This window comes from Desulfovulcanus ferrireducens (assembly GCF_018704065.1).
Lineage (GTDB): Bacteria > Desulfobacterota > Desulfovibrionia > Desulfovibrionales > Desulfonatronovibrionaceae > Desulfovulcanus > Desulfovulcanus ferrireducens.
The window spans coordinates 92435-105345 of record NZ_JAGUQP010000001.1; the positions used below are offsets into that span (position 1 = coordinate 92435).

Genomic DNA, 12911 nt, shown 5'->3' on the forward strand with positions numbered 1-12911 from the left:
AACTAAAAACATCACAGTTAGAGAAAAAAATGGATTACTTTCTCGAATTATTTTTTGGGGGCTTAACAAAAGGTAGTATTTACGCATTAATCGCCCTGGGCTATACCATGGTCTATGGTATTATCGAACTAATAAATTTCGCCCATGGTGAAATCTATATGATTGGAGCCTTTACAGCGTTAATTGTAGCCGGAGTTTTGTCACTTTTAGGTTTAAATACAGTCTCTATTCTTATCCTAGCAACCCTGATTGCTGTAGTTTATTCTTCTGCTTTATGGATATACCGTTGAGAAAATAGCTTATAAGCCTTTGCGTAATGCTCCAAGGCTATCGCCTCTCATTAGTGCTATAGGGATGTCAATTTTTTTGCAGAATTATGTTCTGCTCGCTCAGACTTCAGATTTCTTGCCATTTCCCAATCTTATTCCTGAATTTGAGTTTATGGAGCCATACTATCATATTATGGGATCAGCTGAGCTGGTGATAATTTTGACCACCGCCGTAGTCATGGTTTTATTGACTTTTTTGATCAAGTTTACCCGTATTGGAAAGGCCATGCGGGCAACTGCACAAAACAAGAAGATGGCCATGTTGACCGGGGTCAATGTGGACCGGGTCATCTCTATGACTTTTGTTATTGGCTCGGCTTTGGCTGCCATAGGTGGAGTTTTGATTGCCTCCTATGTTGGACAAATAAATTTTTATATTGGGTTTATTGCCGGAATTAAGGCTTTTACCGCTGCAGTACTAGGAGGAATTGGTAGTATCCCTGGCGCAGTTTTAGGTGCGCTTGTTCTGGGCTGGACAGAAAGTTTTGCAACTGGCTATGTTTCCAGTGATTATGAAGATGTATTCGCTTTTTGTCTTTTAGTATTAATCCTCATTTTTCGTCCTGCAGGTATATTGGGCAGGTCAACGACACAAAAAGTTTAGCTTTTGTTGATTGGTTGAATGGTGAAATGGCTGAAAGGTTGATTGGTTTATTGGCACATGTGAATTTAGAGCAACATTTTAATTTTTAGTAGTTACAGACAACTACAAACTAATCAACCACTCCGCTAATAACCAATTAACTAATAAACTAATTAAACCAGTATAGAGGAGCTAATGTCAGGCTTAAAAAAATCCATTCTTGTTTCTTTATGGTTTATGTTTCTTACTTTTCCCATCATGGTGATTCGGGTGGATACTATTGAGGGTATTGTCCAATGGAGGTGGAAGAACCTGCTCTTCGTGGGAGTGGGAAGTTTTTTTCTTTCTTTTTTGTGGCGCTACCTTCTAGAGAGAAAAGAGAAGGGCGCAAAGAAAAAAGAAATGGGCCAGGCAGAGCTTAGCTTGGTGCAAAAAATAGTATCTGAACCTCGCTACAGTCGGCCCGTTTATTTTTTGTTTTTAATTTTTATCCTGGTTTTTCCTCTGATTTTTTCTACTTACCAGACCAATATAATGATCTCGGCTTTGATCTACGTTCTATTAGGCCTGGGTCTAAATATTGTTGTTGGTCTGGCCGGACTTTTAGACTTGGGATATGTGGCCTTTTATGCTGTTGGGGCTTATTCTTATGCCTTATTAAACTATCATTACGGGTTAGGTTTTTGGACAGTCTTACCCATCGGTGGTTTTTTAGCTGCTATTTTCGGTATTATATTGGGTTTTCCTGTCTTAAGGCTACGTGGTGATTACCTGGCCATTGTCACACTGGGCTTTGGAGAAATCATCAGGCTGGTCTTGGAGAACTGGGATGAATTTTCTTTTGGCCCCAGTGGAATAGCCAATATTCCCAGACCTGGTTTTTTTGGCATTGATTTAGATGTTCAGTCGGCTACTATTTATATTTATTATTTAATGGTTATTATGGCTTTGATAACCATATTTGTGGTCAACCGGCTGCAAAACTCCAGACTGGGTCGGGCCTGGCTAGCATTAAGAGAAGATGAAATTGCATGTCAGGCTATGGGTATTGATAAGATAAAAACTAAACTCACCGCGTTTGCCTTAGGCGCAACCTGGGCGGGTTTTGGAGGCGTAATATTTGCTGCCAAGACAACCTTTATCAATCCAGCCAGTTTTACTTTTCTTGAGTCGGCCATAATTTTGTCCATTGTCGTTCTTGGTGGCATGGGATCTATTGTTGGGGTTATTTTAGCCGCATTTATTATGATTCTTCTACCAGAATATTTACGTGCCTTTTCAGATTATCGGATGCTGATATTTGGTGCCTCAATGGTCTTGATGATGGTTTTTAGGCCGCAGGGACTTATTGCCAATGTGCGGCGTAAATATGAGTATAATACTAAAAGTCGATTGGACGCCGCTTCAAAAAACAGCACGACCTAATTGCCGCACCAGTCAGCGACAATATTAAATGTGAAATACTGAGAAAGTAAAAAAAATTTTTCGAGTACTCTTTGACCTAGCATTAGAGTCTTTGCAGGGTGTCAGACTGGCTTAATTTTGTATGAGTTTTTAAAACCTTAAAACATAAAACTAAAAATTGTTTAAGATATGCAGCCAATACTAGATGTTCAAGGAATGAGTATGGATTTTGGGGGCTTACGGGCTCTTAACAGTGTGGACCTGCAGGTCCATCCAGATGAGATAGTTGCGTTAATCGGCCCTAATGGGGCGGGGAAAACTACATTTTTTAATTGTATTACAGGAATTTATGAGCCCACTGAAGGAGATATTTATCTTCTGACCAAGGGTAATAAGAGGAAGAGAATTAATGGCTATAAGCCCAATAAAGTTACAGAGTTGGGCATGGCCAGAACTTTTCAGAACATCCGTCTTTTTCCCAATATGACTGTTCTGGAAAATGTAATGATTGGCAGACATTGTCGAACAAAGTCCTGGATTTTAGGAGCCATATTTCGTGGAAAGTCAACAAAGCAGGAAGAGCAGGAGACTATTGATTTCAGTTATAATCTCCTGGAAAAAGTTGGATTGGAAAAATATGTAAATGAAGTGGCCATGAATTTACCCTATGGCGCACAAAGACGCTTAGAGATTGCTCGAGCTTTGGCCACCGAACCAATACTTCTTCTGCTGGATGAGCCTGCTGCTGGAATGAACCCTCAGGAAACAGCAGAGCTAAAAGATCTTATCCAGCAAATAAGAGATGAGGAAAACATTGCCATCTTGTTAATAGAACATGATATGAAGTTAGTCATGAATATTTCCGATGTTGTTTATGTAATGGAGTATGGTCGCATGCTAGCTAAAGGTAGGCCGGAGGAGATCAAGGAAAACCCCCAGGTGATCAAGGCTTATCTTGGGGAGGATCATGATGCTTAAGTTAAGAAATATAAACACATTTTACGGTAATATCCAGGCCTTGCATGATGTTTCCCTTGAAGTGAAACAAGGTGAAATCATTACTTTGATAGGGGCCAATGGTGCCGGAAAAACAACCACATTAATGTCTATTTGTGGAGTAGTTCCTCCCAGGTCCGGAGAAATAATCTTTGAAGGCAGGCCAATACATAATATGTCCACAGATCAGATAGTTGCCCTAGGTATTGTTCAAGTTCCAGAGGGGCGGCTTATTTTTCCATATATGACTGTAATGGAAAACTTGGACATGGGAGCTTATTTAAGAAAAGATAAAGATGGGATCAAAAAAGACCTGGAATATATATTTGAACTTTTCCCTATTTTGGCCCAGAGAAGAAATCAGCAAGGTGGCACGTTAAGTGGTGGAGAGCAGCAGATGTTGGCGATTTCCAGGGCTTTAATGGCCAGGCCAAGGCTTTTGCTTTTGGATGAACCTTCCCTGGGACTGGCTCCTTTGGTTATAAAACAAATTTTTGAAATAATTAAAAAGATTAATAGAGAGAGTAATACGACAATCTTTTTGGTGGAGCAAAATGCCCATCAGGCCTTGAAGATAGCTCATCGTGGCTATGTCATGGAAAATGGGCGTATTACTCTGGAGGATTCAGCCTCAAATTTACTAGACAACGAAGAAGTTAAAAAGGCCTATTTAGGTCTCTAGAATCATATTCGATCTTGTTGAGTAGATTAAGATTAGTGTTAAGAGGGCTGACAATTTGACCTTTGCGTGATATATCTTTTTGCTACTACGCTTTCACTCATTTACATAATTTACTCACTAATCCATTACCTTAAAATTTCTGGAGGACATTATGGAAAAGATAACAGGTCCCGGTTTAACTTTTGATGACGTACTTTTACTTCCTAATTATTCAGAAGTTCTGCCCGATCAGGTAGACTTGCAGACAAAGCTTACTCCGGGAATCGTTTTAAATATACCATTGATTAGTGCAGCCATGGATACAGTCACGGAATCCAGAATGGCTATTTCCATGGCCAGGGCTGGAGGTGTTGGAGTCATTCACAAAAATATGTCCATTGAGCGACAGAAGCTTGAGGTGGAGAAGGTAAAAAAATCTGAAAGTGGTATGATAATAGATCCCGTGACGGTTTCTCCTGAAGATAATGTAGGATATGTGCTCAAGCTGATGTCTGAATACCGTATCTCCGGTCTTCCCGTGGTCGAGGATGATCAATTGCGAGGGATTGTGACCAACAGGGATGTGCGTTTTGTTCAGGACATGGCTACCAAGGTTAAAGAAGTTATGACCAGCGAGAACCTAGTCACAGTGCCTGTTGGAACTACCTTAGAAGAAGCCAAGAAAATTTTGCAGAAAAATAAGATTGAAAAGCTGTTGGTGGTTGACAAAGATAATAAATTGAAGGGGTTAATTACGATAAAAGACATTGAGAAGATAAGAAAATATCCTAATGCATGCAAGGATGAAATTGGTCGTTTGAGAGTTGGTGCCGCAGTTGGCGTAGGCCCTGATCGAGACGCTCGTGTGGAGGCCCTGATAAAGGCAGGCGCTGATTTTATTGTTCTCGATTCTGCGCATGGACACTCAAAAAATATTATACGATCTGTTGAAGCAATAAGAAAAAATTTCCCCAAGTGTAATCTAGTAGCTGGCAATGTTGCTACATATGAAGGTGCTAGAGCCTTGATTAAGGCGGGGGCGGATACAATTAAGGTGGGTATAGGTCCAGGCTCCATATGTACTACCAGAGTAGTAGCCGGTGTGGGTGTGCCTCAGGTTACAGCTATCATGGAGGCTGTCAAGGCTTGCCGTGAGGCTGACTGTTGTTTGATTGCAGATGGCGGAGTTAAGTTCTCTGGAGATATAGTTAAGGCAATTGCTGCAGGTGCTGACTCTGTTATGATGGGCAGTATGTTAGCCGGTACTGAGGAAAGCCCAGGAGAAACAGTGTTATACCAGGGACGAACTTACAAGATTTATAGAGGCATGGGCTCAATTGATGCCATGAAAGAAGGAAGTTCGGATCGTTATTTTCAGGACAAGGCTCATAAACTTGTGCCCGAAGGAATTGTAGGGCGGGTTCCCTTTAAAGGGCCAGTCAGTGAGACTATTTACCAGCTTATTGGTGGCTTGCGTGCCGGAATGGGATATGTTGGCTGTGCAAGTGTTAAGGAACTGCAAGAAAAGGGGAGATTTGTGCGCATTACTCTAGCAGGGTTAAGAGAGAGTCATGTTCATGACGTTATTATCACCAAAGAGGCCCCAAACTATAGAATTGAAGATTATTAGGGTTTATTTATCTCGTTGGGCGGCGAATTGGACAAGATAAAAGATATTAAATTTGTTTATCGTTTTTATAGACTATAGATGTTTGAGCATTGTATTATATTGATGGTTCTTTTTTTTAAACTTTAAAAATCAATTTATTGCAGTTACAATAAGTCTTACAAATTTTATAAACTTTTATTAAAAGAGTATGTAATTATATAAGATGCGCCTGCAAAAAGGGACTTTTTGCAGGCAATGTTGAATTTTGAATTATGAATGTTGAATTATTTAAATAGGTTACAGGATGTTTTTTGTCAAAATTGTAAATTTTTAATTTTTGCAGTGGCATCATATAATATTAATTACAAGGAAAGGTAATTATGCATATTGAAGATAAAGTAATTATTCTTGATTTTGGGTCCCAGTATACCCAATTAATAGCCAGGAGGATCAGGGAAGCTGGTGTTTATTCAGAAATTCATCCCTGTACTATAGATATAGATGAACTAAAAAGTTTATCTCCTAAGGCTATAATTTTGTCCGGTGGCCCGGCAAGTGTCTGTGAACTTGATGCTCCAAAGATTGATCCGGAAGTGTTTGAGTGGGGACTTCCTATCCTTGGTATATGCTATGGGATGCAGCTTATTGCTCATATGTTTAAGGGTGAGGTAACTCCTGCAAAGGATAGGGAATACGGTCGTTCCGAACTGGAGATAATCTCAGATTCTCCTCTGTGGGAGGGGGTTGAGGTTAAAGATAAACTAACCGTGTGGATGTCCCATGGTGATACGGTTCTGAGTCCTCCTCCAGGCTTCGAAATTTTGGCTAAGACAGAAAGCATCGATGTGGCAGCCATAGGTAATGCTCAGAAAAATATATATGCTCTCCAATTTCATCCGGAGGTGGCTCACACAGAACAAGGGGATAGAATTATTAACAACTTCTTATTTAAGATTGCAGGATTAAAACCTACATGGTCTATGTCCTCTTTTATTGATTCAACAATAAAAAGTCTTCGTGAGCAGATTGGAGATGATCATGTAGTCTGTGCTTTAAGTGGTGGTATCGATTCCACTGTGGTGGCTGTTCTGTTAAATAAGGCTATTGGCAAAAGGCTTCATTGTATTTTTGTTGACAATGGTGTTTTGCGCTTGAATGAAGGCGAGGAAGTTGTAAGCTATTTGCGCGAACATTTTGATTTGAATTTGAAGTATGTTCAAGCTCAGGATCTTTTTCTCGGGCGGCTAAAGGGTGTTGAAGATCCCGAAGAAAAAAGAAAAATTATTGGTTACACTTTTATTGAAGTTTTTGAAAAGGAAGCCAAGGCCATACCCGGAGTTAAATGGCTTGCCCAGGGAACTCTTTATCCTGATGTTATTGAAAGCGTTTCTTTCAGAGGTCCTTCTGCTGTAATTAAAAGCCATCACAATGTTGGTGGACTACCGGAAAAAATGCAGCTAAAACTAGTGGAGCCTCTCCGGGAGCTGTTTAAGGACGAGGTGCGCAAGGTTGCTGTTGAATTGGGTTTGCCCGATTTTATCGTCTGGCGTCATCCTTTCCCGGGCCCTGGTTTGGCCATTCGTATTATTGGCGAAGTGACACCGGAAAAGTTGGATATCTTACGCCAAGCAGATAAGATAGTTCAAAGTGAGTTAAAGGCTTCTGATTGGTATCGTAAGGTCTGGCAGGGTTTTGCCGTGCTTTTGCCTTTAAAGACTGTTGGTGTTATGGGAGATGAAAGAACCTATGAACATGTTATTGCTTTGCGCGTGGTAGATAGCATAGATGCCATGACAGCTGATTGGTCAAGATTGCCTTCTGAGCTACTGGCTCGGATATCCAACAGAATTATCAATGAAGTTAAAGGTGTAAACAGGGTTGTTTATGATATTTCCTCAAAACCTCCCAGCACTATTGAATGGGAATAGGAACTGGATTTTTGACTGGATTGATTTAATTATAGTTTGATTAATTGGGTTATTTGGTAAGCGAAGCTGCGGAGTTAGGGGTTAAAGTTTGGTTGTTGAAATAGAAAAAGGAAAATAGAATGTTTGGTATTGGTTCAACAGAATTGCTTATTATTTTGGTTGTTGCCTTAATTGTTATTGGGCCTTCCAAACTACCGGAAATAGCAAAGACTTTGGGCAAGGCCATGGCTGAATTCAGGCGTGTAAGTAGTGATGTCAAGAGAACGATTGAAATGGAAGTAGAGAAGGAGGAGGAAAGAAGAACCAAAGAAGAGGTAAAAAAAGATTTCAAGACCATAGAGCAAGAGGAAAGTTCGGAAAGTTCTCTTAAAAATGAAGAGACAAAAGATGACCAGGAAGAGGAAGTTCTAATTGAAGGTGATTTGGATGAGGAAGAAAGCAGTACAAAAAAACGTGCTAGTCTTAAGGAAGAGATAAATGGTTAAAGAAGAGGTAAAAGAGAATACTCCTGAGCAGGATGCCCCCCTGGAAGGGGAGATGACTTTTACTGAGCACCTGGAGGAACTACGTCAGAGGCTTATACGTTGTATCATTGGCGCAGTAATCGGTTTTGCAGTCTGCTATCCTTTTTCGGAGAGACTTTTTGAGCTTTTGATGGAGCCTTTGCTTACTGCTCTCCCTCCGGAAAGCACACTGATTTTTACCTCCCTACCCGAAGCTTTCTTTACTTACCTTAAAGTTTCATTTGTGGCCGGACTTTTTTTAGTCAGTCCGTTTATTTTTTATCAACTCTGGAAGTTTATTGCCCCGGGACTCTATGATACTGAAAAAAAATATATCCTTCCAATTGCATTTTTTTCAGCATTTTTCTTTGTAGTGGGGGCCCTATTTGGATATTTTGTAGTTTTTCCTTTTGGATTTCAGTTTTTTATGGGTTTTGCTACCGATTTTATTCGGCCCATGCCCTCAGTTCGCGAATATTTGAGTTTTTCTATCAAGTTATTATTTGCTTTTGGTGTAATTTTTGAGTTGCCTTTGTTTATCTTTTTCCTGGCCCGATTGGGCATGGTTACCGCGAATGGCTTAAGAAAAAAGAGAAAATACGCGATACTCATTGCCTTTATCGTCTCAGCAATTTTGACGCCACCTGATGTGGTTACCCAGATATTTATGTCCGGTCCTCTTATTATCCTTTATGAACTGGGAATTTGGGTGGCTCATTTCTTTGGCAAGAAAAAGAAGGAAGAAGGTAGTTCCCAGGAATTAGCCCAAAAAGAGGAAGGTTAAATGCGCAAAGCAAAAATAGAAAGGGATACATCAGAAACCAAGATATCCGTCCAGGTTAACCTGGATGGAGAGGGACAAAATAGGATCGTAACCGGCTTTGGTTTTGCTGACCATATGCTGGATTTAATGGCTTTTTGGGCTGGTTTTGATTTAAATATCAAATGTTCGGGTGACTTGCATATTGATGCTCATCATAGCCTGGAAGATATTGCCATTTGTCTGGGACAGGCACTAGCTGAAGCTTGGGGTGACCGAAAGGGTATAAATCGTGTTGGCTGTGCCAAAGTACCTATGGACGAGGCTTTGGCTGAGGTAATAGTGGATATATCTGGACGCCCCTATCTTGTGTACCTTGGAGATGGCCTTTTGCCACCAATTATATCCGGACAGGAAAAAGATTTGTGGCGGGAGTTTTTTAAGACCCTGGCTTTTAATGCCAGGATCAATATGCATATTATTTTTCATTACGGTCAGAATGGGCATCACCTGGTGGAGTCTGCGTTTAAGGCCTTGGGATTAGCATTAAAAGAGGGTCTGTCTTTGGGTAGGAAACAGGTTCTCAGTACCAAAGGGAGCCTGGATTGATGAAAAAGGGTCTAGGGTTAATAATTATTGTTTTTTTATTGTCTTCCTGTGCCACAAAACCAAAAGCACTGTTTTTTGAACCAGGTGCGACACTGGCTGTAGCCGGGTTTTCTCAGCCGAGACATAGCTGGGAAATGTTGGCCGGATATATTTATGAGACCAAAGAAATTTCTCCCCAGGTGTTAGGTGAGTTGGATACCCTTTTGTCTCAATTGGTAAATGAGAGAGGTCAGGACTTTGTCGGTCCAAAAATTGTTCGCCAGTGCCAGGAACTGGTCATAGGGCGGGAAGATAAGTCAAGATTGTCCGCTTTCAAATATTGGGTAAAAGTTGGTCAATGTGTGCCTGTTGATTTTATTTTAGTACCTTTTGTTTTCAAATGGCAGGAAAGACAGGGAAAGGAATGGGGGGCTGAAATCCCGGCAGCTGTTATTCTTGATCTGTATTTGATTGATGTAAAAAATAAACAAATGCGCAGGTTTCATTTTGAAGAAGAACAAAAGTCTTTAAGTGAAAATATTTTAGATATCGGCAAATTTTTCAGAAGGGGTGGTAAGTGGATAACTGCCATTAACTTGGCCAGGGAAGGAATTGATAGAGGTCTTAAGGAGCTAGGTTTATGATCATTTTTCCGGCGGTAGATATCAAAGATGGTCAGTGCGTACGGTTGAAACAGGGCTTAGAACATGAGGTCACAGTCTTTTCCAATGATCCTGTACAGATGGCCAGCCATTGGGAAGAATTGGGAGCAAAATGGCTTCATTTGGTGGATTTAGATGGGGCCTTTTCCGGACGGCCTAAAAACTTTCGCCTGATTGAAAAAATTTGTCAAACCGTGAACATCCCAGTGCAATTGGGAGGTGGAATTCGGGATTTGGATATCGCCAAAGCCTATATTGATGCCGGTGTGACCCGCATAATTATCGGTACTATGGCTTTAGAAGACAAAGAATTGTTTGCTAAGTTGTGTGCGCTTTATCCTGGTCAAGTTGGCGTCTCCTTGGATGCAGAAAATGGCAAACTTAAATCAAAGGGCTGGGTTGAAGATACCGGCGTGACAATAGAACAGGCTATTCCGGAACTTATCCGGCTTGGAAGCGCGTTCATCATTTTTACTGATATTACTCGTGATGGGATGCAGGTTGGGGTAAATCAGACCTCTTTGCAAGAGGTTTTAAATCTTTCTTCTGTTCCGGTAATCGTAGCAGGTGGTATAGCTACATTAGAAGATATTAAGAAAGTTTACCCCTTAAAAGAGCGAGGGCTGGAAGGAGTAATCACGGGCAGGGCCATTTATTCTGGAAGCCTGGATTTCAAAGAGGCCATTGAGTGGCTGGAAAGCCAAGGATAGACCCCTGATGCCCCACTCAAGGCACGGCCTCCCAAAGTGTTTATTAGCCTCTGAGTTTTTAAGTTATTGGGTAGGCGAGTCTGTTTTAAAGTCGAGTTGCCAATGGAGCAAATTGTTTTTTTAATCTGCACCCGTTACTCATAAATATATTTTTCCAGGGCACCATCCAGATGGATTTTTCGGGGGTGTATTTTTGAACCCTCTATCTCATATCTGGTCATTTGCCACTCGTCAAAGTTAATAAAATCAATTTGTCCACTGTCCTGATCGCTTAAAACTTCCTGAAGCTTCTCAATATATTCTTCTGGGTCAATAAATACTTCCTCCAGATCAAAATCTATTCTATTTTCATCTATTTTTAAGTCAAAGTCAGTAAATATTTCTCTGAGGACGTCAATTTTTTTAGGATCTTGAACATTGATAAACCCATATAATCTCATTTTTTCTTTCACAACAAACTCCTTTTAAAGATTTAAAATATATCCTCTTTTTTGGTTTAGATAGATTAGAGCAATAATTACGGGGTTATCATCTTCAATTAAAATATATTCCTGGCCATTGTGTGTGTATATGTAGCAGTCTATATATAAATATAATTTTTTATGTTTATAATTAAGTAAATTTAAGGTTATTCTTTTTCTATTTATAATCTTTTTACCTTCAAGGTGGGAAATAAGTGATTTTAAGTTGTATAGGTTTTTACCTGTTTTTAGTTCTGGAAAAACATTTAAAAAATCACCTACAGAGTTTAGTTTAGGAGCAAATATTTTATTTACTAGGATTTTTCGTGCTTTAGAGGTATGGTATTTGCTTTTTTGGTCCGAGAAAAAGGCAATGTATTCAATATTTAAAGATTTTAAGAGGCTGTATGCCAAGTTGTTTTTATTTTTATAGGTATCATTTTTAAATATATTCATTATAAACAATTTGTCATCAACCTTAACTATATAATCTGCAACAATCTCCAAAGATATATTTTTCGTCTGGAAAAGAAATGGTCGATTTGATGCCCAGACTTTTATATGTTGGGAAAATTTATTCTTAAGCCCTAAAAGTAAATCATGAATTTGCCAGTCACTATTAAACAATGGTGTAAATTCAAACTCTTTACCTCTACTCTTCCAGTATTTAAAATCGTTGGTTACAAATAGTAACTTTTCTCCCCACGGCGCTAGAACTAGCGGAGTCTGAGTAAGATCAAGTTTAAACCAGGTTCCATTTGATTGAGGGAAAAAGACAGAGTCTCCCGAGATGAATTGGAAACCAAGTTTTTTCAGGAAAAGCTCACAATTTGCCTGGTCAATTGTTTTTTCAGTGATAGTTTTGTGAGTACTTTGTACTGTTGACCTTTTATTCTTTTTAACAGTTCTAACTATACCCTTGATTTTTTTTTCCGGCGGCAGAGGAAGTAAAATTTTTTGACCAACTTTTAGTGAATTAATGCTTTTAATTTGAGGGTTAATTTTTTTAAAAAGGTTAATGTATTCGTTGAAAATCAGTTTATCAGGAAGATGAGCGATGTTTCTTAATATTTTGACGAGATTGTCCCCTGATTTTACAATATAACTTTTTTTCAGAACTGATTCAGGGGTTGGTATTGTTTGCCGTGTGGTAATTATTGTTTTCTGCGGGGGGGAGACTAGTGGCAGGAGCAGAGTCTGTCCCGGTTTAAGTTTAGATAGGTTTTTTATATGTGGATTAAGTTCGTTTATTAAGCGAATTACGTAGGGTATATCTTGCGTTGATACATTATAATTTCTTAAGATTTTATATAACCATTCTCCTTTTTTTATTTTATGCTTGATTAACTTCTTTTTATTTATCGAGATTTTTTTTTCAAAAACCAGCCTTGGTGGCTTTTGAGTATAGCCACTCAAAGTCCAAATAAGAGTGAATATAGAGAATAAAATTATTTTTTTCATAGCAACTGAATTCGCATCATTTTTCAGATTGGTTAAAAAATATCATAAAATGGTCTGTGGTCGAACCTTTTTATCAACTTAATTTCCAAGGTTTATTTCAGTCCTGGTTTCTTTCATGCTGGTACAAAGACTTGGACCTGTTCTCAAAACTTGTTTGTGGACAGAGCATAATGGGATACTTTGGGTAAACAAATATTTTTTTTATTGTCGATAGTTATGGCAAATAGTCCCGGATAGTTAGTTTTGTCGCCCCGAT

The 12911-nt window shown here is 39.3% G+C and carries 12 protein-coding genes and 1 pseudogene; 11 read left to right on the top strand and 2 right to left on the bottom strand.

Annotated elements, in window-relative coordinates; genetic code table 11:
- The first annotated feature begins 29 nt into the window (after positions 1-29).
- From KFV02_RS00445 to hisA, 11 genes and pseudogenes are all read left to right on the top strand, one after another.
- Positions 30-933 (top strand): annotated as a pseudogene (locus tag KFV02_RS00445) (branched-chain amino acid ABC transporter permease).
- A gap of 174 nt (positions 934-1107) precedes the next feature.
- On the top strand, positions 1108-2337 hold the full coding sequence (locus tag KFV02_RS00450) for an ABC transporter permease subunit (protein ID WP_252379560.1): 1230 nt from the start codon (positions 1108-1110) through the stop codon (positions 2335-2337).
- Positions 2338-2505: 168 nt separating this feature from the next.
- On the top strand, positions 2506-3294 hold the full coding sequence (locus tag KFV02_RS00455) for an ABC transporter ATP-binding protein (protein WP_252379561.1): 789 nt from the start codon (positions 2506-2508) through the stop codon (positions 3292-3294).
- Positions 3287-3994, top strand: coding sequence for an ABC transporter ATP-binding protein (locus tag KFV02_RS00460; RefSeq protein ID WP_252379700.1), 708 nt, complete (start codon positions 3287-3289; stop codon positions 3992-3994). The genes KFV02_RS00455 and KFV02_RS00460 overlap by 8 nt, the downstream gene beginning before the upstream one ends.
- A 151-nt stretch (positions 3995-4145) precedes the next feature.
- Positions 4146-5603, top strand: a complete 1458-nt coding sequence (gene guaB, locus KFV02_RS00465) for an IMP dehydrogenase (RefSeq protein WP_252379562.1) — start codon at positions 4146-4148, stop codon at positions 5601-5603.
- Between the two features lie 359 nt (positions 5604-5962).
- Positions 5963-7510, top strand: a complete 1548-nt coding sequence (gene guaA, locus KFV02_RS00470; RefSeq protein WP_252379563.1) for a glutamine-hydrolyzing GMP synthase — start codon at positions 5963-5965, stop codon at positions 7508-7510.
- A 119-nt stretch (positions 7511-7629) separates the two neighbouring features.
- The gene (gene tatB / locus KFV02_RS00475; protein WP_252379564.1) at positions 7630-7995 is read left to right on the top strand and encodes a Sec-independent protein translocase protein TatB; all 366 of its coding nucleotides are present in this window, start codon (positions 7630-7632) and stop codon (positions 7993-7995) included.
- A 52-nt stretch (positions 7996-8047) separates the two neighbouring features.
- A complete protein-coding gene (gene tatC / locus KFV02_RS00480) occupies positions 8048-8797 on the top strand; it encodes a twin-arginine translocase subunit TatC (protein WP_434800274.1) in 750 nt (249 codons plus the stop codon).
- Positions 8798-9382 (top strand): imidazoleglycerol-phosphate dehydratase HisB, encoded by a 585-nt coding sequence (gene hisB, locus KFV02_RS00485; RefSeq protein ID WP_252379566.1) that lies wholly within the window; start codon positions 8798-8800, stop codon positions 9380-9382. It begins immediately after the preceding gene.
- A complete protein-coding gene (locus KFV02_RS00490; protein ID WP_252379567.1) occupies positions 9382-10005 on the top strand; it encodes a hypothetical protein in 624 nt (207 codons plus the stop codon). Before hisB ends, KFV02_RS00490 begins: the two co-directional genes overlap by 1 nt.
- Positions 10002-10733, top strand: coding sequence for a 1-(5-phosphoribosyl)-5-[(5-phosphoribosylamino)methylideneamino]imidazole-4-carboxamide isomerase (gene hisA / locus KFV02_RS00495; RefSeq protein WP_252379568.1), 732 nt, complete (start codon positions 10002-10004; stop codon positions 10731-10733). The genes KFV02_RS00490 and hisA overlap by 4 nt, the downstream gene beginning before the upstream one ends.
- Before the next feature lie 134 nt (positions 10734-10867).
- Here hisA and KFV02_RS00500 read toward each other — a convergent pair whose 3' ends face one another.
- A complete protein-coding gene (locus tag KFV02_RS00500; RefSeq protein WP_252379569.1) occupies positions 10868-11185 on the bottom strand; it encodes a hypothetical protein in 318 nt (105 codons plus the stop codon).
- Positions 11186-11197: 12 nt separating this feature from the next.
- Complete coding sequence (locus KFV02_RS00505) at positions 11198-12655, bottom strand: LysM peptidoglycan-binding domain-containing protein (RefSeq protein WP_252379570.1); 1458 nt, start codon at positions 12653-12655, stop codon at positions 11198-11200.
- Positions 12656-12911 lie beyond the last annotated feature (256 nt).